This is a genomic window from Rhodopseudomonas sp., from assembly GCF_048594845.1.
Lineage (GTDB): Bacteria > Pseudomonadota > Alphaproteobacteria > Rhizobiales > Xanthobacteraceae > Rhodopseudomonas.
This window is the reverse complement of sequence record NZ_JBMDXE010000363.1, coordinates 13,334-33,841: the sequence shown is the minus strand read 5'-3', so window position 1 is coordinate 33,841 and position 20,508 is coordinate 13,334. Positions and strand designations below refer to the sequence as shown.

Sequence of the window (20,508 nt, the reverse complement as noted above, 5' to 3'; positions counted from 1 at the left end):
CTGACTAATGCCCGCAGGTAGTATTCTTGTAGCGGACGACGACACCGCCATCCGCACGGTCCTCAATCAGGCGCTGTCACGCGCCGGATACGAGGTGCGGCTGACCGGCAACGCCGCGACGCTGTGGCGCTGGGTGAGCCAGGGCGAGGGCGATCTGGTGATCACCGACGTGGTGATGCCCGACGAAAATGCGTTCGACCTGTTACCACGCATCAAGAAGATGCGGCCCAATCTGCCGGTCATCGTGATGAGCGCGCAGAACACCTTCATGACGGCGATCCGCGCGTCGGAGAAGGGGGCCTATGAGTACCTGCCCAAGCCGTTCGATCTGAAGGAGCTGATCGCGATCGTCGGCCGCGCGCTGGCCGAGCCGAAGGAGCGCTCCAGCAATCCGGCCGAAGAGAACGAGTTCGACTCGATCCCGCTGGTCGGCCGTTCGCCGGCGATGCAGGAGATCTATCGCGTGCTGGCGCGGCTGATGCAGACCGACCTGACGGTGATGATCTCCGGCGAGTCCGGCACCGGCAAGGAGCTGGTGTCGCGCGCGCTGCACGATTACGGCAAGCGCCGCAACGGCCCGTTCGTCGCCGTCAACATGGCGGCGATCCCGCGCGACCTGATCGAGTCCGAACTGTTCGGCCACGAGCGCGGCGCCTTCACCGGTGCCAACAGCCGTGCCTCCGGCCGGTTCGAGCAGGCCGAAGGCGGCACGCTGTTCCTCGACGAAATCGGCGACATGCCGATGGAGGCGCAGACACGCTTGCTGCGCGTGCTGCAGCAGGGCGAATACACCACGGTCGGCGGCCGCACCCCGATCAAGACCGACGTGCGCATCGTCGCCGCGTCGAACAAGGACCTGCGCATCCTGATCCAGCAGGGACTCTTCCGCGAAGACCTGTTCTTCCGCCTCAACGTCGTGCCGCTGCGGCTGCCGCCGCTGCGCGAGCACATCGAGGATCTGCCCGACCTGGTGCGCCACTTCTTCGCGCTGGCCGAGAAGGATGGTCTGCCGGCCAAGAAGCTCGACGCCGCGGCGCTGGAGCGGCTCAAGCAGCATCGCTGGCCGGGCAACGTCCGCGAACTCGAGAACCTCGCTCGGCGTCTCGCAGCGCTGTATCCGCAGGACGTCATCACCGCGTCGGTGATCGACGGCGAACTGGCGCCGCCGGCGGTCGTCTCAGGCGGCAGCGTGTCCCACACCATCGATAATCTCGGCGGTGCGGTCGAAATGTATCTGTCGTCGCACTTCTCGGGCTTCCCGAACGGTGTGCCGCCGCCCGGCCTCTATCACCGGGTGCTGCGCGAGATCGAGGTGCCGCTGCTGACCGCAGCGCTGGCCGCGACTCGCGGTAATCAGATCCGGGCGGCCGACTTGCTCGGGCTGAACCGCAATACCCTGCGCAAGAAGATCCGGGACCTCGATATTCAAGTGTACCGCACCGGCGGCTGAGACGCCGGGACAAGTCTTTCTGCTGTGGACCGCGTAGTCGCCCGAGGTGGTTTGGGCGACGCGCCGCGATATTGTCGCAATTGAGCAACAATGTTGTAGGAATGCATCACATGGCCGCCTACGGGAGGCGGCCATTCGCATTCAATGACCATTGCCAGAATGACCAGCGCAGAGACGTCGGCCCAAACCGTTGACGACCCCTCGATCGCCGAGCCGCGCACCGCCACCTGGCGCAAGCTGCTGGCGCCGATCGCCGTTGGCGTGGCGCTGCTCTCGGCCTTCCTGACCTTTGTCGTTCTAACCGGCCTGACGCCGATCGCCCCGACCCGGGACGTCGTGGTGACGTTCCTGATGATCAACGCCGCCACCGTGCTGCTGCTGGTGGGAATCATCGCCCACGAGGTCTGGAAGATCATCCAGGCGCGGCGACGCGGTCGAGCTGCAGCGCGTCTGCACGTCCAGATTGTCAGCCTGTTTTCGGTGATCGCGGTGCTGCCGGCCGTGCTGGTTTCCGTGGTCGCCAACGTCACACTCGATCGCGGCCTCGACCGTCTGTTCTCCGGTCCGACTCGGGCAGTCATCCAGAATTCGCTGATCGTCGCCAACGCCTATCTGCACGAGCACGGCCAGCTGATCCGCGGCGACATTCTCGGCATGGCGAACGACATCTCGCACGCCCGGCCGCTGTTCGACCAGGACCGCAAATCCTTCCAGGAATTCCTCACCGCCAGCGCCAAGACGCGCAATCTCCCTGGCGCTATGCTGATCGACAAGGACCGCAACGTCCTGGCGTCGGCGCAGACCGGCATTCAGCGCGACTTCGACACCCCGGCGCCGGAGTTCCTCAGCAACGTCGACGATACCGAGCCGCAGATCGCGGTGTTCATCGAGGCGAACTACGTCGCCGCGGTCATCCGCCTGAAGGGGTTCGAGGACACCTTCCTCTATGTCGCGCGCCTGCTGGATCCGCGGGTGGTGGCGCAGCTTCGCCAGACCCAGGCCAGCGTCGCCGAATATGCCGAGATCGAGGCGCGCAGGCTCGGCGTGCAGGTGGCGTTCGCGCTGATGTTCACGGTGATTGCGCTGACGGTGCTGATGTCCTCGGTGCTGATCGGGCTCAACTTCGCCAACTGGCTGGTGGCGCCGATCCGCCGGCTGATGGGCGCCGCCAAGCTGGTCTCGACCGGCGATCTGCAGGTGCAGGTCCCGGTGTTCAAGTCCGAGGGCGACCTGTCGCAGCTCGGCGAGACCTTCAACAAGATGACGCAGGAGCTGCGCACCCAGCGCGACGAGCTCGTCAGCGCCAGCGAGCTGATCGACAGCCGCCGCCGTTTCATCGAGGCCGTACTGTCGTCGGCGAGCGCCGGCATCATCGGTGTCGATGGCTCGCTGTCGATCGGCATCCTCAATCGCTCGGCCGAGAAGCTGATCGGCCACTCCGAGTCGGAGACGCTCGGCCATCCGCTGTCTGAGGTGATTCCCGAGCTCGACGAGATGATGGCCAACGCCCGCGAGGGTTCGCAGCGGCTGGTGCAGGGTCAGATCACCATCAACCGCGACGGCCGCGAGCGCATTCTCTCGGTGCGCGTCACCGCCGAGCAGACCGGCCACACGCGCGACAGCTACATCATCACGCTGGACGACATCACCGAACTGGTGTCGGCGCAGCGCACCTCGGCGTGGGGCGACGTCGCGCGCCGCATCGCGCACGAGATCAAGAATCCGCTAACGCCGATCCAGCTCTCCGCGGAACGCATCAAGCGCAAATTCGGCAAGGTCATCGTCGAAGACAAGGGCATCTTCGAACAGTGCACTGACACCATCGTCCGCCAGGTCGACGATATCCGCCGGATGGTCGACGAATTCTCGCGGTTCGCACGGATGCCTAAGCCGGTCATCGAGGGCGAGGACGTCGCCGACACCGTGCGGCAGGTGGTGTTCCTGATGCGGGTCGGCCATCCCGAGGTCGATATCGAAGCCGAGATCAAGGATGATCCGCTGCGCGCGCGGTTCGATCGTCGCCTGATCTCGCAGGCGCTGACCAACATCATCAAGAACGCCACCGAGGCGATCGAGGCGGTACCGCCGGAAGAACTCGGCAAGGGCAAAATCGAAGTCGTCGCCGCGCGCGACGGCGAGGACATCGTCATCGATGTCATCGACAACGGCATCGGTCTGCCCAAACAAAGCCGCTCGCGTTTGCTCGAACCCTACGTGACGACGCGGGAGAAGGGCACGGGGCTCGGGCTCGCGATCGTCGGGCGCGTGCTGGTCGACCACGGTGGCGGTATCGAACTCAACGACGCTTCCGATATCCGGCCCGGCCAGCGCGGGGCGTGGATGCGACTGCGATTTGCGATGTCCGGCCAGCCCGTGACACCGCCCGCCGGTGAACCAAAAACCAAGGCCGGCAACGAACCAACGATAGCAGCTGCGAGCAGCGGCTGAATTGACAGGCGTGACACATGGCGAATGACATCCTGATCGTCGACGACGAAGCGGACATCCGCGATCTCGTTGCCGGTATTCTCGAGGACGAAGGCTTCAGCACGCGCACTGCGCGCGACAGCGATTCCGCGCTGGCTGAAATTGCCGCCCGACGTCCAAATCTGATTTTCCTCGACATCTGGCTGCAGGGCAGCAAGCTCGACGGCTTGCAGTTGCTCGAGCAGATCAAGAAGGAGCATGCCGAGGTTCCGGTCGTGATGATCTCGGGCCACGGCAACATCGAAACCGCGGTGGCGGCGATCAAGCGCGGCGCCTACGACTTCATCGAGAAGCCGTTCAAGTCCGACCGGCTTCTGCTGGTCGCGACCCGCGCACTGGAGACCTCGCGGCTCAAGCGCGAGGTGCGCGAGCTCAAGCAGCAGGCGCCGTCGGCCTCGACGCTGATGGGCCGCTCGGCCTGCATGAACCAGTTGCGCCAGACCATCGAGCGCGCCGCCAAGGCCAACAGCCGCATCCTGATCGTCGGGCCGTCCGGCTCGGGCAAGGAACTGGCCGCGCGGACGCTGCACAACGCGTCGAGCCGGGCGGACGGCCCGTTCGTGGTGATCAACGCTGCCGCGATCACGCCGGAGCGGATGGAGGTCGAGCTGTTCGGCACCGAACCGAATGGCGAGCAGCCGCGCAAGGCCGGCGCACTCGAAGAGGCGCATGGCGGCACGCTGTTCATCGACGAAATCGCCGATATGCCGCGCGAGACTCAGAACAAGATCCTGCGGGTCTTGGTCGAGCAGACCTTCCAGCGCCTCGGCGGTACCGCCAAGGTGAATGTCGATGTCCGCATCATCTCCTCGACCGCGCGCAATCTCGAAGAGGAAATCGCCGCCGGGCATTTCCGTGAAGACCTGTATCACCGGCTGTCGGTGGTGCCGATCCGGGTGCCGCCGCTGTCGGAGCGGCGCGAGGACATCCCCGAGCTGATCGAGTACTTCATGGAGCAGATCTCGGTCGCGACCGGCCTGCCGAAGCGACAGATGGGGCAGGACGCGATGGCGGTGCTGCAATCGCACGTCTGGCCGGGCAACGTCCGCCAGCTCCGCAACAACGTCGAGCGCGTCATGATCCTCGCCGGCGGTGGACCCGACGCAGTGATCACCGCTGACATGCTGCCGCAGGACGTCGGCTCGATGGTGCCGACCATGCCGACCGGCAACAATGGTGAGCACATCATGGGGCTGCCGCTGCGTGAAGCGCGCGAAGTGTTCGAGCGCGACTATCTGATTGCGCAGATCAGCCGATTCTCCGGCAACATCTCGCGCACCGCCGAGTTCGTCGGCATGGAACGCTCGGCGCTGCATCGCAAGCTCAAGGCACTCGGCGTCGGCTGATCGTCGTTTCCACAACAAACAGCATTGGACCCAACCGATGTCGCGTATCGCCTATGTCAACGGCCGCTATCAGGAGATGCGCGACGCCAGCGTCAATATCGAGGACCGCGGCTATCAGTTCGCCGACGGCGTCTACGAAGTCTGCGAAGTTCGCGGTGGCAAGCTGGTCGACATGCCGCGGCATCTGGCCCGGCTGCAGCGTTCGCTCGGCGAATTGCGGATCGCGATGCCGATGCCGCTGGCGGCATTGTCGGTGGTGATGCACGAAGTCGTACGCCGCAACCGTGTGGGGTTCGGCATTGTCTATCTGCAGATCAGCCGCGGCGTCGCGCGCCGCGATCACGGCTTTCCGGCGGCTTCGGTGAAGCCCAGCATCGTGGTGACGGCACGTAGCCTCAATCCGGCCAAGGGCGCCGAGAATGCTGCGCGGGGCATCAAGGTGATCACCGTCCCGGAAAACCGCTGGCCGCGGGTCGATATCAAGAGCACTGCGCTTCTCCCGAACGTGCTCGCCAAACAGGCGGCGCGGGAGGCGGGGGCCTACGAGGCTTGGTATGTGGATAGCGACGGCTTCGTCACCGAAGGCTCATCGAGCAACGCCTGGATCGTCACGCAGGAAGGTCGTGTCGTTACGCGCCCGGACAATTCGGGTATCTTGTCAGGAATTACCCGAGGCGTGCTGAAGGATGCGCTCGAAGCGCTGCAGATCCGCTTCGAGGAGCGCCCGTTCACGCCGCAGGAGGCCGCCGGCGCGGCGGAAGCATTCGTCACCGCGGCGAGCATGATCGTGATGCCGGTGGTTGCGATCGACGGACATGCCATCGGAAGCGGCAAACCCGGACCGGTGGCGTTGCGGCTGCGGGAGCAGTTTCACCGCTTCGCGACGTTTTCCTGATTTTTCGTGTGGCGGAAGGCGCGACGTCCGATTTAGCTGCTTGCCTAACAAGCAAGCGTACTCTCTAATCCGCTGTCGGCTTTCAGAGGGGGATCTCAGGGAGGCTGGCAACCGTTGCGAAGCTCCGGTGAGACACAGTTTCCGAAGAGACACGTTTCTGAAGAGACACGCTGCGGCAAGAAAAGACCCATTCCAATTGCGGGAATAAAAATGGCGGCAGACCGCGCTCAGAATCTACAAGACACCTTCCTGAACCATGTTCGAAAAACAAAAACTCCTCTCACGATCTTTTTGGTGAACGGGGTCAAGTTGCAAGGCATTGTCACGTGGTTCGATAATTTTTGCCTGTTGTTGCGGCGCGATGGACACTCCCAGCTCGTGTACAAGCATGCGATTTCGACGATCATGCCGGGCGCACCGATCCAGCGGTTCGAGGGCGGCGAGGATTCTCCAGCTTGAGAGGGGTCTGATTGGAGCCCCGTAGTTTCGGCGCGGACGCCGATCGCCCGCAAGCCGCAGATGGCCAGACCGGACGTGTCATCGTCGTCGGGCCGTATCTGCGCGTGCGCAAAGGCGATCCCGACGCTTCCGATGTTCGTGCCGTGCGTGACAACGACGCCCGCCTCGACGAGGCGGCGGGGCTCGCGCGCGCCATCGATCTCGACATCGCCGAGGCGGTGCTGACGCCGATCAGCCAGATCCGGCCAGCCACTTATCTCGGCAAGGGCAAGGTCGAGGAGATCGTCGGCATCATCGCCGCGCATCACGCCGACCTGGTGGTGATGGACTGCGCGCTGTCTCCGATTCAGCAGCGCAACCTTGAGAAGGCCTGGAACACCAAGGTGCTCGATCGCACCGGCCTGATCCTGGAAATCTTCGGCCGCCGCGCCAAGACCAAGGAGGGCTCACTCCAGGTCGAGTTGGCCCATCTCAACTATCAGCGCTCGCGGCTGGTGCGATCCTGGACCCACCTCGAACGCCAGCGCGGCGGCTTTGGCTTCATGGGCGGCCCCGGCGAGACCCAGATCGAAGCCGACCGTCGTCTGATCGGCGAACGCATCACCCGGCTCGAGAACGAGCTGAAGAAGGTCCAGGCGACCCGCCGGCTGCACCGCGCCGGCCGGCAGCGGGTCCCGTACCGCGTTGTCGCCCTCGTCGGGTATACCAATGCCGGCAAGTCGACGCTGTTCAACCGCCTGACCCGCGCCGACGTGCAGGCGGCCGACATGCTGTTCGCCACGCTCGACCCGACGCTGCGTGCCTTGAGTTTGCCACATGGTGGAAAAGCCATGTTGTCGGACACCGTGGGCTTCATTTCCAACCTGCCGACCCAGCTCGTCGCAGCCTTCCGTGCGACGCTGGAAGAGGTTCTGGAAGCCGATTTGATCCTGCACGTCCGCGACATCAGCCACGAAGACGCCGAAGCCCAGGAGCGCGACGTCGACACCGTGCTGCGCCAACTCGGCGTCGACGCCAGCGGCGGCCGCATCCTCGAAATCTGGAACAAGATCGACCGCTTCGAGCCCGAACAGCGCGAAGAACTGGCCAATATCGCGGCCCGGCGCGATGGCGAGCATCCGGTGTTTCTCGTCTCCGCCGTCAGCGGTGAGGGCGTCGACGATCTGCTGCAGGCGATCGAACAACGGCTCGCGGCGACGCGGACTGTGCTGGATCTGAAGATCGATGCCGCCGACGGCGCCGGCGTCAGCTGGCTGCATCGCAACGCCGAGGTGCTGTCCAAAGAGCTTCAGGACGGTCGCTACGTCATGACGGTGCGCGCCGACGAGACCAAACGCGACGCCATCATCGAGCGCTTCAAGGCCGTGGTGCGCGAGGATTAGCGCATGCGCTCAAGCGCGCGCGAACATGCCGCTTAGGAGTGTTTCCCGTCTCCGTCTCGATAACCCCTAAGCCATTGGAAAAACGGCAGGAAAAAGCTGGCAAACTGAGCCTGTGAGGGTGGCTTGGCTGGGCACGATGCGGTATACGATTCGCATCAGATTCTGACCGGAACTCACCTTTGTCCGACAAAGACGACGAGAAGACCGGGGAGCCGCAGGCGCCCTCGGATATCCGCCCCGTTTCCATTCTCGACGAGATGAAGCGGAGCTACCTCGATTACGCGATGAGCGTGATCGTGGCGCGTGCCCTGCCGGATGCCCGGGATGGGTTGAAGCCGGTGCATCGGCGCATTCTCTACGGCATGTACGAGAACGGCTTCGAGTGGAACAAGCCGTATCGCAAGTCGGCGCGCACGGTCGGCGACGTCATCGGTAAGTATCACCCGCACGGCGACCAGTCGGTCTACGACGCGCTGGTTCGCATGGCGCAGGACTTCTCGATGCGCGTGCCGCTGATCGACGGTCAGGGCAATTTCGGTTCGGTCGACGGCGATATGCCGGCGGCGATGCGCTACACCGAGTCCCGCCTGACCAAGATCGCGCAGTCGCTGCTCGACGATATCGACAAGGACACGGTCGACTTCCAGCCGAACTACGATGGCTCCGAAAAAGAGCCGCAGGTTCTGCCGGCGAAGTTCCCGAACCTTCTGGTCAACGGCGCCGGCGGCATCGCGGTCGGCATGGCGACCAACATCCCGCCGCACAATCTCGGCGAAGTCATCGATGCGTGCACCGCGCTGATCGACGATCCGGCACTGTCGATCGAAGACCTCAACGCCATCGTGCCGGGGCCGGACTTCCCGACGGGCGGCATCATTCTCGGCCGCGCCGGCATTCGCTCGGCCTACAACACCGGCCGCGGCTCGATCGTGATGCGCGGCAAGGTCGAGATTGAAACCGTCCGTAAGGACCGCGAGGCGATCATCGTCTCGGAGATCCCGTACCAGGTGAACAAGGCCACCATGGTCGAGCGCATCGCCGAGCTGGTGCGCGAGAAGAAGATCGAAGGCATCTCGGATCTGCGCGACGAATCCGATCGCGATGGTTTCCGCGTGGTGATCGAGTTGCGCCGCGATGCGGTGCCCGAAGTGGTGCTGAACCAGCTCTACAAATTCACCCCGCTGCAGACCAATTTCGGCGCCAACATGGTGGCGCTGGACGGCGGTCGGCCGCAGCTGATGAACCTCAAAGACCTGCTGCAGGTCTTCGTCGCGTTCCGCGAACAGGTCGTCACCCGTCGTACCAAATTTCTGCTGAACAAGGCGCGCGACCGCGCCCACATCCTGGTCGGCCTCGCCATCGCAGTGGCGAATATCGACGAGATCATCAGGGTTATTCGCAATTCGCCCGATCCGAATACGGCGCGCGAGACCCTGATGTCGCGCGACTGGCCGGCGGCCGACGTCGCGGCGATGATCACGCTGATCGACGATCCGCGCCACAAGCTGAATGAGGACGGCACCGCGCGGCTGTCGTTCGAGCAGGCGAAGGCGATCCTCGATCTGCGGCTGCAGCGCCTGACAGCTCTGGGCCGCGAGGAAATCTCCGACGAGCTCGACAAGCTCGCGCTGGAGATCGCGGACTACCTGGACATCCTGCGCTCGCGCGCGCGGGTGCAGAGCATCGTCAAGGACGAACTCGGCGCCGTGAAGGCCGAATTCGCCACGCCGCGCAAGACTCAGATTATCGAGCAGGAAGGCGAGGTCGAAGACGAAGACCTGATCCAGCGCGAGGACATGGTGGTGACGGTGTCGCACGCCGGCTACGTCAAGCGCGTGCCGCTGTCGACCTATCGGGCGCAGCGCCGCGGCGGCAAGGGCCGCTCCGGCATGGCGACGCGCGAGGAGGATTTCGTCTCGCGTCTGTTCGTCGCCTCGACGCACACGCCGGTGCTGTTCTTCTCGTCGCGCGGCCAGGTCTACAAGGAGAAGGTCTGGCGGCTCCCGATCGCGCCGCCCAATGGCCGCGGCAAGGCGCTGATCAACATCCTGCCGCTGGAGCAGGGCGAGCGCATCACCACGATCATGCCGCTGCCGGAGGACGAAGCGTCGTGGAGCGAGCTCGACGTGATGTTCGCCACCACCGGCGGCAACGTCCGCCGCAACAAGCTGTCCGACTTCGTCGACGTGCGCCGCTCCGGCATCATCGCGATGAAGCTCGACGACGGCGAGGCGATCGTCGACGTCCAGATCTGCACCGAGCGCGACGACGTGCTGCTGACTGCTGCTGGCGGCCAGTGCATCCGGTTCGCTGTGCCGGAGGTTCGGGTGTTCAGCGGCCGCACCTCGATGGGCGTGCGCGGCATCGCTCTGGCGAACGGCGACAAGGTGATTTCGCTCAGCATCCTGCGCCACTTCGAGGCGACGCCGGCCGAGCGTACCACCTATCTGAAGCAGTCCGGCGCGTTCCGTCGTGCTGCGACCGGCGAAGAAGCCGAGGTGGTCGAAACGCCGGAAGTCGAAGCCGAGGAGGGCGAGACGACGACATCGCTGTCGCCCGACCGCTACGCCGAAATGTCGGCTTCCGAGCAGTTCGTGCTGACGATCTCGGAAAACGGCTACGGCAAGCGGACCTCTTCGTTCGAGTATCGAACCACGGGCCGCGGCGGCAAAGGCATCGGCGCGATGTCGGTGAACAACCGCAACGGCAAGCTGGTGGCGTCGTTCCCGGTCGAGGATTCGGACCAGATCATGCTGGTGACCGACGCCGGCCAGCTGATCCGCTGCCCGGTCGAAGGCATCCGCGTTGCCGGCCGCTCGACCCAGGGTGTGATCGTGTTCGACACCGCCGACGACGAGAAGGTCGTATCGGTCGAGCATATTCCGGAAGCTGAAGAGGCTGAGCCCAGCAACGGCGGCTGATCGGCCGCCGGCTGGTGCGATATCGAATCGAAAGGCCCTCGGTGGGGCATACCGAGGGCCTTCGAGAGAGCGCTCCTGGAGGGAAGGCGCTTGGTAATTCGGTGCGTTAACGCGCCAGCCTCAAGGGCGTTCCGCGGTCACGAGGCGGGCCTGCTTGATCGGCGCGTTGCGGCGGTCCGCGTTGCGCAGACAGGACGGCTCGAAGTTCGGCCAAGCCTGTTCCGAGCAGCTGGTTCCGAGCGGGCGAATGTCCAGGCGATCGCCCTTGGCGAGCGCAACCGGCACGCTGGCTTCGACGCGCGGGGCGAAGCCCGGCAGAATGGTGAGGGCGGCGGCCACGAACGCTGCGATGGCGATGGCGGAAAGAGCCTTGATCATAGCGGTCCCCTGTGTTCCAGCCGGGCCGGCTTGATTGCGCCTTTGAACCCGGATCGTCTTGTCGCTTCCCAGTGCGGGTGGTTTACCCAAGGCCGGTTTCAACACGTCTTCGTCGCCGCGCGATCGCGTTTCGTGGTGACGCCGAATTGTTTCTCCAGCCGAGGGGCCAAGAAACATTTCGTCAAAAACCGTAATGTTTTCAGCGTCCCCTTTGTCCCGCAGTAGACGCGCGAGCCCGCCTTTCGGTTCGATCCGCAGTGCGAAATAAAAGTGGGTCGGACGCCGGAACCACGCCGGCTTGCGGGCGTCTTGCGGGCGCGCTAGACGGAAGTATGTCCCGTATCGCGCTGTATCCCGGCTCCTTCGATCCCGTCACCAATGGTCACCTCGACGTCGTCCGCCACGCGGTCGCGCTCTGTGACAAACTTGTGGTGGCGATCGGCATCCATCCCGGCAAGAAGCCGCTGTTCACCACCGACGAACGCCTCGCAATGGTGCGGACGGTGTTCGAGCCGGTCGCTAAAGCCGCGGGCTGTCAGTTCGATTGTACCACCTACGATAACCTCACGGTGACCTCGGCGCAGCAGGTCGGCGCGACGATCATGATCCGCGGTCTGCGCGACGGCACCGATCTTGATTACGAGATGCAGATCGCCGGCATGAACGAGACCATGGCGCCGACGATCCACACCGTGTTCGTGCCGGCCTCGGTCGGCGTCCGCCCGATCACCGCCACACTGGTGCGGCAGATCGCAGCGATGGGCGGCGACGTCTCGGCCTTCGTGCCGCCGGAGGTCGCAGTCGCCTTGAAATCCAAAGTCGCCGGCTAGCCGGCTTCGTTTTCCGATCGGAGTTAGCATGATCCGTCTGATGGGCCTTTTCGCCGCGCTGCTGTTCGCCGTGCCGGCGCTGGCGCAGCCGCTGCCCGCCAATCTCGACAAGGCCAACGCCTTGGTGATCGACAGCACCAAGGGCCGCATCGTGATCCAGCTTCGGCCCGACATCGCGCCGCAGCATGCCGAGCGGCTGAAGCAGCTGGCGCGCGAGGGCTACTACAACAACGTGCCGTTCCACCGCGTGATGGCCGGCTTCATGGCGCAGACCGGCGATGGCGAGAAGTTCAACGGCACCGGCGGTTCGAAATATCCGAACCTGAAGCAGGAATTCTCCAACGTGCCGTTCAAGCGCGGCGTGGTCGGCATGGCCCGTCGCGGCGACAGCGTCGACAGCGCCAACTCACAGTTCTTCATCATGTTCGACGACGGCCCGAGCCTCAACGGCCAGTACACCGTGATCGGGCAGGTGGTGTCCGGCATGGACGTCGTCGACAAGCTGAAGAAGGCGCAGGCCGGTTCGCCAGGCGGTTCGGTCACCGACCCGGACAAGATGGTCAAGGTGCAGGTCGCCTCCGACATCAAGTAATCGACCGCGACGCGTCGCGCTGGCGCGGCGGCGCCGATCGACATGATAGAAACAGAGTGCTCGGTTTACGCTTTTGTCGTCGCAAGGCGGCATCGGCCACGCCGTCGCTGGACGACGGCGCCTTCACGCTGCGGTTCTTCGATCGCAGGATAGTCCCCAAACCAGATGAGAAGAGACCATGGCTGACAACGACAACATCCTGATCCTCGAAACCACTCAGGGCCCGGTCAAGATCGAGATGCGCCCGGATCTCGCTCCGAACCACGTCGCCCGTATCAAGGAGCTGGTGCGCGAGGGCTTCTACGACGGCATCGTGTTTCATCGCGTGATCGAAGGCTTCATGGCGCAGACCGGCTGCCCGCAGGGCACCGGCACCGGCGGCTCGGGCAAGAAGCTGAAGGCCGAGTTCAACAAGGAGCCGCATGTCCGCGGCACAGCCTCGATGGCGCGCGCCGCCAATCCGGACTCCGGCGACAGCCAGTTCTTCATCTGCTTCGACGACGCCCGCTTCCTCGACAACCAGTACACGGTGTGGGGCAAGGTGATCGAAGGCATGGAGAACGTCGACAAGATCAAGCGCGGCGAGCCGGTGCAGAACCCCGACAAGATCGTCAAGGCCTCGATGGCCGCTGACGCGGCGGCCTGATAACGACGGCGTCCGCTCGTTAGCAGCGGGCGTCATCACAGAGAAGGTGTCATGCCCGGGCTTGACCCGGGCATCCATCTTTCGAAGAGGATGGATCGCCGGATCAAGTCCGGCGATTGCGGACATTGTATGCGCACCGACCTGTTCGACTTCGACCTGCCGACGGACAACATCGCGCTGCGGCCGGTGTCGCCGCGGGATGCTGCGCGGATGCTGGTGGTGCGTCCGGGCACGGCGATCGAGGACCGCATCGTGCGCGATCTGCCGGCGCTCCTGCAGCCCGGCGATCAGCTCGTGGTCAATGACACGCGGGTGATTGCCGCGCAGCTGTCCGGCCGCCGCATCGGCCGTGCCACCGAGCCGAAGATCGACGCCACGCTGATCAAGCGGCTCGACGGCTCGCGCTGGCAGGCGCTCGTGAAGCCCGCCAAGAAGCTCAGCGAAGGCGACGTCGTCCGGTTCGGCCATGACGGCCGGGTCTGCCTGCTCGGCCATCTCGACGCCACCGTGGAGGCCAAGGGCGACGCCGGCGAGGTGACGCTGAGCTTCAGCTTTTATGGCCCGGCGCTCGATCAGGCGATTGCCGAACTCGGCGCGACGCCGCTGCCGCCCTACATTGCCTCCAAGCGCGCCCCGGATGCGCAGGACACGGCCGACTACCAGACCATGTTCGCCGTCAACGAGGGCGCCGTCGCGGCGCCGACCGCGGGGCTGCACTTCACGCCGGAGCTCGACGCTGCGCTGGCGGCCCGCGGCGTGACGCTGCACCGGGTGACGCTGCACGTCGGGGCCGGGACGTTCCTGCCGGTCAAGGCCGACGACACCGCCGAGCACAAGATGCACGCCGAGTGGGGCACGATCAGCAAAGCCACCGCCGACGCGCTCAACGCGGCGCGCGCCCAAGGCGGCCGCGTCGTCGCGGTCGGCACCACCTCGCTGCGTCTGCTGGAGAGCGCGGCGCGCGAGGACGGCACGATCGCGCCGTTCGCCGACGAGACATCGATCTTCATTACGCCGGGCTATCGCTTCCGCGCGGTCGATATCCTGATGACCAATTTCCATCTGCCGCGCTCGACTCTGTTCATGCTGGTGTCGGCCTTCAGCGGTCTGGAGACGATGCAGGCGGCCTACCGCCACGCCATCGGCTCCGGCTATCGCTTCTACTCCTATGGCGACGCCAGCCTGCTGTTCCGGGATCCCGCATGAGCGTGCCGAACCATTTCGAACTGCTCGGGACCGACGGCACGGCGCGGACCGGCCGGCTGACCACTCCGCACGGCTTGGTCCGGACGCCGGCCTTCATGCCGGTCGGCACCGCCGGCGCGATGAAGGGGCTGCACTGGCGCGAGGTGCGCGATGCCGGCGCCGACATCGTGCTCGGCAACACCTATCATTTGATGCTGCGCCCGAGCGCCGAGCGGATCGCCGCGCTCGGCGGCTTGCAGCGCTTTACCACCTGGAATGGCCCGATGCTGACCGACTCGGGCGGCTTCCAAGTGATGTCGCTGGCGCAGCTCCGCAAAGTCACTGAGCACGCCGTGACGTTCCGCTCGCATATCGACGGTGCCGCAATCGAATTGTCGCCGGAGCGGGCGATTGAAGTGCAGCTGCTGCTCGGCAGCGACATCGCCATGCAGCTCGACGAATGCGTCCGGCTGCCGGCCGAGCACGCCGATATCGACCGAGCGATGCAGCTGTCGCTGCGCTGGGCCGAGCGCTGCAAGCGGGCTTTCGAGGGCGCGCCGCAAGGGCATATGCTGTTCGGCATCGTCCAGGGCGGCGACGTGCCGGAGCTGCGCCACGCGTCGGCGCGCGGCCTGATCGAGCTCGGCTTCCATGGCTACGCGATCGGCGGCCTCGCGGTCGGCGAGCCGCAGGAAGTCATGCTGGCGATGATCGAAGAGGCGGCGCCAATCCTGCCGCAGGATCGGCCGCGCTATCTGATGGGCGTCGGCACGCCCGAAGACATTCTCGAAGCGGTGGCACGCGGCATCGATATGTTCGACTGCGTGATGCCGACGCGCAATGGCCGCCACGGCGTCGCCTTCACCAAATACGGTCCGGTGAACTTGCGCAACGCCCGCCATGCCGACGATCCGCGTCCGCTCGACGAGACCAGCGATTGGCCATCGACCCGCAATTGCTCACGGGCCTATCTGCATCATCTCATCAAGTCGGGTGAGACGCTGGGCGCGATGCTGCTGTCCGAGATCAACATCGCATACTATCAGCACATGATGCGCGACATGCGCGCGGCGATTGCTGCCGGCACCTTCGAAGAGTTTCGCGCGCAGACGCGCGACGGCTGGGCGAGGGGCGACATCGCGCCCTACAGCCGCGCATGACGATGCGCGGCAAAGCCGGATCAATTACTGCTTGAAATGAGTAGTGGGCTAGAACGTGGCGATCAACGCGCTTTGTTCGCCCCGACCGAAGCGCCGTCGCGTGAATCGCTCGGCTCAATCGCCGAGCGCAGGCTTCCGTACGGACGGGCGCCTTAAGCCCGTCCGTCTGCTTCGGAATGATCAACTAGGTCGGCTTGGCGCCGGTCGGATTGATCTGCTCGGCTTGGGCGCCGGACAGCGGACGCGCCGCGCCGAGCATCGGTTCTTCGCCGAGCGGCTCGAAGTGACCGGCGTAAAATTCACCACGGCCGTCGATCGAAGGGCCTGACGAGAACCGGCCTTCGGGCAGCGGATCGCCGTTTCGGCCGGTGCCCATCATGAAGTAGCTGAAGCGCTGGTGCTCCTGTCTCTGGTCGAAGCTGTTGGGAATCGGCAGCGCGGCTGCGCCGCCCATCTCCTCGATCACGGCGAGCCATTGCTGCTGATGCATGGTGTCGCGCGCGATCATGAAGTGCAGCATGTCGCGCATCCCCGGATCCGAGGTCGAGTTGAACAGCCGCACGGCCAGCGTGCGGCCGGTCGTTTCGGCCGCGACGTTGCAGTACATGTCGGCGGCAAGGTTGCCGCTGGCGTAGATGTGCGAGCAGTCGAACGGCACGCCTTCGGCATTGCCCGGGAAGGCGGCGAGGCCGGTCGACAGCACATGTCGCTGCAGCATGCCCTCGATGGTCTGGCGGCTTCCTTCACCACCCATCACCGCGCCGACGACCTTGTCGGCAGCGCCTTCTTCCTGCGCGCTCAGCGGTGCGTTCTCGAGATTGAGCGCGACGGCAGTTGCAAGCATTTCGATGTGACCGATTTCTTCCGTCGCCGTGTTGAGCAGCAGGTCACGATATTTGTTGGTCGGGCCGCGCGCGCCCCAGGCCTGGAAGAAATACTGCATACAGACGCGGATCTCGCCTTCGACGCCGCCGATGGCCTGCTGAAGCTGGCGCGCAAACAGCGGGTCCGGCTTCTCGACGCGAACCGGATATTGCAGCTGCTTGTCGTGATAATACATCGGTCGTTCCTTTCGAATGGATGTCGAGGGATTGGCCTGGAAGCGGCACGGACGTGCGCGGTCAGGATGCTGCGCAAACCGACGCGCCCGGCTGTCGTTCCTAATCGATGTTGTGCTATCAACGCGTGCCGGCAGCTAGCACGTGCGATGAGCTGCTGTTAGCTGCAGGCGTGTGCCGGGCGGCGCGAGCCCATTGACGTTGCCGCCAAGGGCTGAGCGCCATAACACCGAGATGGCCGAGCGGCTCGGTGACGACGTTGGCACGGGGCACCCTGCGGGTAGCGCCCCGGATCAGCGCGCTGCGGCGGTTCGATGGCACGAAGCGGTCGAACGCGCCGATCGCGAAGCGACTATTGGGATCGATCCGGTCGAGCCAGTCGATCGGATGCAGGCCTTCCAACGCGCGTGAGAAGTCGACGAGCGCCTTGCCACGGGCTTCCGCAGCAGCGCGGATAGCTTGGGCGGCGGGACTTTGCCAGATCATGAGGTCGCCGCGGTCGGCGGAGGCAAAGCTCCACAGCCGGCTGCCATAGCGGCCCGCCAGCAAGGTTGCGAGCACCGAGCCCATGCTGAAGCCGATGAAAACGGGAGGCGGTCGGTCGCCGCTCTGATCGACCGCGTCGGCGACGACTCGCCGGATCGAAGCGGCGCACCGCTCCGGATCCGGCGAGACCACGCTGGTCGGAAGTTCGTAGCACAGCCGCCAGCGCTGCAGGCCGATCAGGCCGAACCGGAGCGCCATTGCGAAGCTGGTCCGCCACGGCAGAAAGTAGATTGCGCCGTCCGGGTCCTCGCCCAAGATGCGGCGAAACTGATCGGCGCGATCCATCTGCTGCGGCGTCGATGCTTAGTAGGTGTTGCTGCCGTAAGCGGCCGAGCGGGTCGACAGCAGGCGCGTCAGCGTGGTGATCTGATAGAGCGCGGAAAGCGCCACGAGGATATAGACGATCCGCGCCGCGGCGGACGAGGTGGCGGTCTCAGCCGCACCGTTGCCGAGGATCGCCGTCACCAGATCGAAGTCGAACAAGCCGACCAAGCCCCAGTTGACGCCGCCGACGATGACGAGAAGAAGCGTGATGATGTTGAGAATGCGCATGGTGATCTCCGATGAGTGAGGCCGACCAACCGTCGCATGCTTCGCGAGTTCCTAATCACTGTCGCGTCCGGATGTCACTGCGATCGTCATCTCCAGCGTTTCGTCGCGCTGCGCGACTAATGAAGATGCTGCTAACCGACCGTGGTGCGCGAGCTTGGCGCGCGAGGAACACGTCGCTTCCGGCAAGGTTGGCGTGGTGAGTTTGCGAAGCCGGAGACTGCAGATATGACGGATCAACGTTCGTTCGCCATCGTGACCGGAGCCTCGACAGGTATCGGGCTGGAGCTGGCGCGGTGCTGCGCCAAAGCGGGCTTCGATCTATTGATCGCGGCGGATGAGCCGGCGATCGAAACGGTCGCAATCGAACTGCGCGCGAGCGGCGGGTCGGTCGAGGCCGTGCAGGCCGACCTCGCGACCGAGGAGGGCATCAATCGGCTTTGCGAGGCCGCCAAGGGTCGTCCGGTCGACGCGCTGCTGGCGAATGCCGGACGCGGGCTCGGTCATTCGTTTCTTGAGCAGAATTTCGCGGACGCACGCAAGGTCATTGATACCAACGTGGTCGGCACGCTCTATCTGATTCATCGCATCGGCAACGAGATGCGCCGGCGCAACAGCGGACGCATCCTGATCACCGGCTCGATCGCCGGCTTCACGCCGGGCAGCTTTCAGGCGGTCTATAATGCGTCAAAGGCGTTTTTGAATTCGTTCTCTTTCGCGCTGCGTGACGAACTGCGCGACAGCGCCGTGACGGTGACGTGCCTGATGCCCGGCGCGACCGAGACGGATTTCTTCCGTAGTGCCGACATGCTCGACACCGCAGTCGGAGCAGCCGAGAAGGACGATGCCGGCGAAGTCGCACAGCTCGGCTTCGACGCGATGATGAGCGGTGAGGGCGACGTCGTCACGGGCTGGAAGAACAAGGTGATGTCGGCAGCCGCCAATGTGGTGCCGTCCGGAACGCTGGCGAGTCAACATCGCAAGATGGCCGAGCCCGGCAGCGCCAAATCGTGAGTCGATCTCAGAGTGAGGCGTTCCGACAACGTCAGCCCGTCTCTGCCCCACCGTCCGGCTGTGCCATCGCCGGGCCGCGGCGAATAACGCGTAGGCCGTCGATCGCGGGAACGTCCACACCTAGCGCGGCCTCCATGTCGAGGCGTCCGGCGCACCAGCGGCGGGTGAGGGCCGGGCGGGAGAAGTTGAAGCTCTTCTCCGGACCCGGTTCATCGGCAACGGCCCGGTAACTCAGCAACGCGATGTCGTCAGCGTTCGTCGTGTCGCCGGCGAGTTCGCGCTGGAGCCGGCGGATCGCGATCTTGTCTTTGAGCCGCAGATAAGTCTGGTTGCCGAAGATCAGATCGTTCTTGCGTTCCAGCGCAGCTTCCAGGCTGGTCGGCAGCGCGTCGTCGCGCGCGTACAGGTCGAGCACGAACAGCCGGAGCGGACCAGCGCAAGCGTGCAGGATCGGATCGAACGGCGCATTTAGCGACAGGCCGCCATCGACCAACGTCTGCTCGCCGATATTGACGGGTGCGAATTCGGGAAGGAAGCCGCAGCTCGCGAGCACATGGTCGAGCTCGATGCGCGTTGTCAGGCTGTCGAACACCACCGGGTCGGCGCTTCGCACGTCGGTCGCGACGATGCACAGCCGTACGTCGCCGCTGTTGAGCCGGCCGAAGTCGATCAGTTGCGCCAACCGGGGCCGCATCGGCGTGAGATCGTACAGGCTGTGAAAGCGCGCTGACGGAAAGCGCGGATAGAAGTGCGCCGGGTCGCCGACCACATGGGCGCGGACCGCGCTCATCCAGCCTTCGAGATGTGCGAACGGCCCCGAACTGGGCGCTTCCGTCCCGATGCCCCAAAACGTCCGCAGGCGAAACACGCGCTCCTCGGGTGCGCTGCCGGCGATCAGGGCGGCAGTTACGGCGCCGGCGGAGGAGCCGGCGGTCCAATGCAGCGGCAACTGCCGCTCGGCGAAGGCCTGATACGCGCCGCCGTGGTAAGCAGCCAGGCTGAGCCCGCCGCCGACCACCAGAGCTGTCGTCGGCTCAGCGGATCTGCCGTCCGCCAGAGCCGGGATCTCGCGCGGGAGCGGGCCGGTCAATTCAGCGCCCGCTGCGACCCGGTCTGCTCGCGCGTCTCGATGGCCGAGAGGCTCGCCGCGCAGGCGGCATCGAGCAGCGCGACGCCGCCGACCATCGCGACGACCGCGGCGACATTTGTCTGCTTGTCGTTGTCTTCACCGAGATGCATGCCGAGCGTTCCGAGGTCGAGTGCGTCGCCAGCGACGCGGCTCCACACCGACGTGGCGGATTCGGTCGACAGGATTGCGACGCCACTTGCGATCTCGCGCAGCCCGTAGAGTTGCACCAGACCTTCGCTGCCCTGCATGCCCAGCGCGCGCGTGATCCGATGCGGCGCGATCAACTCGGCGGCGCCGAGCGCCAGCGAAAACCAGCCGAGCGCCCGCGCCAGCCGGCGCGTTTCGGAGGATGTCATCTGCAGCGAAGCCTTGGTCATTGCGATCTCCTTGTTTCCGCCTGCCAACGGCGCCGCTATGGCCGCGTTCCAAACGCCAAGCCGTCGCGCGTTTGGAACGCGGCCGAGGGCCGAGGGTTGGATAT

The 20,508-nt window shown here is 65.1% G+C and carries 19 protein-coding genes; 13 read left to right on the top strand and 6 right to left on the bottom strand.

Annotated elements, in window-relative coordinates; all coding sequences use genetic code 11:
- The first annotated feature begins 7 nt into the window (after positions 1 to 7).
- The 7 genes from ntrC (at position 8) to gyrA (ending at position 10,940) form a co-directional block, all read left to right on the top strand.
- Positions 8 to 1,450, top strand: a complete 1,443-nt coding sequence (ntrC, locus tag ACOJTD_RS24915) for a nitrogen regulation protein NR(I) (protein WP_420135530.1) — start codon at positions 8 to 10, stop codon at positions 1,448 to 1,450.
- Between the two features lie 159 nt (positions 1,451 to 1,609).
- Positions 1,610 to 3,898 carry an ATP-binding protein gene (locus tag ACOJTD_RS24910; RefSeq protein WP_420135529.1) on the top strand — a complete coding sequence of 763 codons (2,289 nt, stop codon included), beginning with the start codon at positions 1,610 to 1,612 and terminating at the stop codon, positions 3,896 to 3,898.
- 17 nt (positions 3,899 to 3,915) lie between these two features.
- Entirely contained in the window at positions 3,916 to 5,283 is a 1,368-nt protein-coding gene (locus tag ACOJTD_RS24905; protein WP_420135528.1) for a sigma-54-dependent transcriptional regulator, read from the top strand.
- 37 nt (positions 5,284 to 5,320) lie between these two features.
- Entirely contained in the window at positions 5,321 to 6,178 is an 858-nt protein-coding gene (locus ACOJTD_RS24900; protein WP_420135527.1) for a D-amino-acid transaminase, read from the top strand.
- Between the two features lie 210 nt (positions 6,179 to 6,388).
- Positions 6,389 to 6,637 (top strand): RNA chaperone Hfq, encoded by a 249-nt coding sequence (gene hfq, locus ACOJTD_RS24895; RefSeq protein ID WP_420135526.1) that lies wholly within the window; start codon positions 6,389 to 6,391, stop codon positions 6,635 to 6,637.
- A gap of 11 nt (positions 6,638 to 6,648) precedes the next feature.
- Positions 6,649 to 8,019, top strand: a complete 1,371-nt coding sequence (hflX, locus tag ACOJTD_RS24890) for a GTPase HflX (protein WP_420135525.1) — start codon at positions 6,649 to 6,651, stop codon at positions 8,017 to 8,019.
- Between the two features lie 179 nt (positions 8,020 to 8,198).
- Positions 8,199 to 10,940 carry a DNA gyrase subunit A gene (gyrA, locus tag ACOJTD_RS24885; RefSeq protein ID WP_420135524.1) on the top strand — a complete coding sequence of 914 codons (2,742 nt, stop codon included), beginning with the start codon at positions 8,199 to 8,201 and terminating at the stop codon, positions 10,938 to 10,940.
- 120 nt (positions 10,941 to 11,060) lie between these two features.
- Here gyrA and ACOJTD_RS24880 read toward each other — a convergent pair whose 3' ends face one another.
- Positions 11,061 to 11,318, bottom strand: coding sequence for a hypothetical protein (locus ACOJTD_RS24880; protein ID WP_420135523.1), 258 nt, complete (start codon positions 11,316 to 11,318; stop codon positions 11,061 to 11,063).
- Between the two features lie 332 nt (positions 11,319 to 11,650).
- On the opposite strand from ACOJTD_RS24880, the gene coaD reads away from it, so the two are divergent.
- The 5 genes from coaD (at position 11,651) to tgt (ending at position 15,731) form a co-directional block, all read left to right on the top strand.
- Entirely contained in the window at positions 11,651 to 12,148 is a 498-nt protein-coding gene (coaD, locus tag ACOJTD_RS24875) for a pantetheine-phosphate adenylyltransferase (RefSeq protein WP_420135522.1), read from the top strand.
- Positions 12,149 to 12,176: 28 nt separating this feature from the next.
- The gene (locus tag ACOJTD_RS24870; protein ID WP_420135521.1) at positions 12,177 to 12,740 is read left to right on the top strand and encodes a peptidylprolyl isomerase; all 564 of its coding nucleotides are present in this window, start codon (positions 12,177 to 12,179) and stop codon (positions 12,738 to 12,740) included.
- A gap of 178 nt (positions 12,741 to 12,918) precedes the next feature.
- Positions 12,919 to 13,386 (top strand): peptidylprolyl isomerase, encoded by a 468-nt coding sequence (locus ACOJTD_RS24865; protein WP_054164827.1) that lies wholly within the window; start codon positions 12,919 to 12,921, stop codon positions 13,384 to 13,386.
- Positions 13,387 to 13,515: 129 nt separating this feature from the next.
- The gene (queA, locus tag ACOJTD_RS24860) at positions 13,516 to 14,592 is read left to right on the top strand and encodes a tRNA preQ1(34) S-adenosylmethionine ribosyltransferase-isomerase QueA (protein WP_420135520.1); all 1,077 of its coding nucleotides are present in this window, start codon (positions 13,516 to 13,518) and stop codon (positions 14,590 to 14,592) included.
- Positions 14,589 to 15,731 carry a tRNA guanosine(34) transglycosylase Tgt gene (tgt, locus tag ACOJTD_RS24855; protein ID WP_420135519.1) on the top strand — a complete coding sequence of 381 codons (1,143 nt, stop codon included), beginning with the start codon at positions 14,589 to 14,591 and terminating at the stop codon, positions 15,729 to 15,731. Before queA ends, tgt begins: the two co-directional genes overlap by 4 nt.
- A gap of 184 nt (positions 15,732 to 15,915) precedes the next feature.
- Here the strand turns inward: tgt and ACOJTD_RS24850 are convergent, their stop codons facing one another.
- From ACOJTD_RS24850 to ACOJTD_RS24840, 3 genes are all read right to left on the bottom strand, one after another.
- On the bottom strand, positions 15,916 to 16,791 hold the full coding sequence (locus ACOJTD_RS24850) for a manganese catalase family protein (RefSeq protein ID WP_420135518.1): 876 nt from the start codon (positions 16,789 to 16,791) through the stop codon (positions 15,916 to 15,918).
- Positions 16,792 to 16,909: 118 nt separating this feature from the next.
- Positions 16,910 to 17,620 (bottom strand): alpha/beta fold hydrolase, encoded by a 711-nt coding sequence (locus ACOJTD_RS24845; RefSeq protein WP_420135517.1) that lies wholly within the window; start codon positions 17,618 to 17,620, stop codon positions 16,910 to 16,912.
- Positions 17,621 to 17,638: 18 nt separating this feature from the next.
- The gene (locus ACOJTD_RS24840) at positions 17,639 to 17,887 is read right to left on the bottom strand and encodes a DUF378 domain-containing protein (protein ID WP_420135516.1); all 249 of its coding nucleotides are present in this window, start codon (positions 17,885 to 17,887) and stop codon (positions 17,639 to 17,641) included.
- 225 nt (positions 17,888 to 18,112) lie between these two features.
- On the opposite strand from ACOJTD_RS24840, the gene ACOJTD_RS24835 reads away from it, so the two are divergent.
- On the top strand, positions 18,113 to 18,898 hold the full coding sequence (locus ACOJTD_RS24835; protein WP_420135515.1) for an SDR family NAD(P)-dependent oxidoreductase: 786 nt from the start codon (positions 18,113 to 18,115) through the stop codon (positions 18,896 to 18,898).
- 31 nt (positions 18,899 to 18,929) lie between these two features.
- On the opposite strand, the gene ACOJTD_RS24830 is transcribed toward ACOJTD_RS24835, so the two are convergent.
- A complete protein-coding gene (locus ACOJTD_RS24830) occupies positions 18,930 to 19,988 on the bottom strand; it encodes a patatin-like phospholipase family protein (protein WP_420135514.1) in 1,059 nt (352 codons plus the stop codon).
- Complete coding sequence (locus ACOJTD_RS24825; protein WP_420135513.1) at positions 19,985 to 20,404, bottom strand: hypothetical protein; 420 nt, start codon at positions 20,402 to 20,404, stop codon at positions 19,985 to 19,987. Before ACOJTD_RS24825 ends, ACOJTD_RS24830 begins: the two co-directional genes overlap by 4 nt.
- Positions 20,405 to 20,508: the final 104 nt, after the last annotated feature.

What these genes read in the sequence shown, in the direction of transcription:
- ACOJTD_RS24880 (WP_420135523.1), bottom strand. Translation starts at nt 11,318, where the DNA reads ATGATCAAGGCTCTTTCCGCCATCGCCATCGCAGCGTTCGTGGCCGCC.
- tgt (WP_420135519.1), top strand. Translation starts at nt 14,589, where the DNA reads ATGAGCGTGCCGAACCATTTCGAACTGCTCGGGACCGACGGCACGGCG.
- ACOJTD_RS24905 (WP_420135528.1), top strand. Translation starts at nt 3,916, where the DNA reads ATGGCGAATGACATCCTGATCGTCGACGACGAAGCGGACATCCGCGAT.
- ACOJTD_RS24825 (WP_420135513.1), bottom strand. Translation starts at nt 20,404, where the DNA reads ATGACCAAGGCTTCGCTGCAGATGACATCCTCCGAAACGCGCCGGCTG.
- ACOJTD_RS24910 (WP_420135529.1), top strand. Translation starts at nt 1,610, where the DNA reads ATGACCAGCGCAGAGACGTCGGCCCAAACCGTTGACGACCCCTCGATC.
- ACOJTD_RS24840 (WP_420135516.1), bottom strand. Translation starts at nt 17,887, where the DNA reads ATGCGCATTCTCAACATCATCACGCTTCTTCTCGTCATCGTCGGCGGC.
- hfq (WP_420135526.1), top strand. Translation starts at nt 6,389, where the DNA reads ATGGCGGCAGACCGCGCTCAGAATCTACAAGACACCTTCCTGAACCAT.
- ACOJTD_RS24900 (WP_420135527.1), top strand. Translation starts at nt 5,321, where the DNA reads ATGTCGCGTATCGCCTATGTCAACGGCCGCTATCAGGAGATGCGCGAC.
- coaD (WP_420135522.1), top strand. Translation starts at nt 11,651, where the DNA reads ATGTCCCGTATCGCGCTGTATCCCGGCTCCTTCGATCCCGTCACCAAT.
- ACOJTD_RS24870 (WP_420135521.1), top strand. Translation starts at nt 12,177, where the DNA reads ATGATCCGTCTGATGGGCCTTTTCGCCGCGCTGCTGTTCGCCGTGCCG.
- ACOJTD_RS24850 (WP_420135518.1), bottom strand. Translation starts at nt 16,791, where the DNA reads ATGTATTATCACGACAAGCAGCTGCAATATCCGGTTCGCGTCGAGAAG.
- ACOJTD_RS24865 (WP_054164827.1), top strand. Translation starts at nt 12,919, where the DNA reads ATGGCTGACAACGACAACATCCTGATCCTCGAAACCACTCAGGGCCCG.
- queA (WP_420135520.1), top strand. Translation starts at nt 13,516, where the DNA reads ATGCGCACCGACCTGTTCGACTTCGACCTGCCGACGGACAACATCGCG.
- ntrC (WP_420135530.1), top strand. Translation starts at nt 8, where the DNA reads ATGCCCGCAGGTAGTATTCTTGTAGCGGACGACGACACCGCCATCCGC.
- ACOJTD_RS24835 (WP_420135515.1), top strand. Translation starts at nt 18,113, where the DNA reads ATGACGGATCAACGTTCGTTCGCCATCGTGACCGGAGCCTCGACAGGT.
- ACOJTD_RS24845 (WP_420135517.1), bottom strand. Translation starts at nt 17,620, where the DNA reads ATGGATCGCGCCGATCAGTTTCGCCGCATCTTGGGCGAGGACCCGGAC.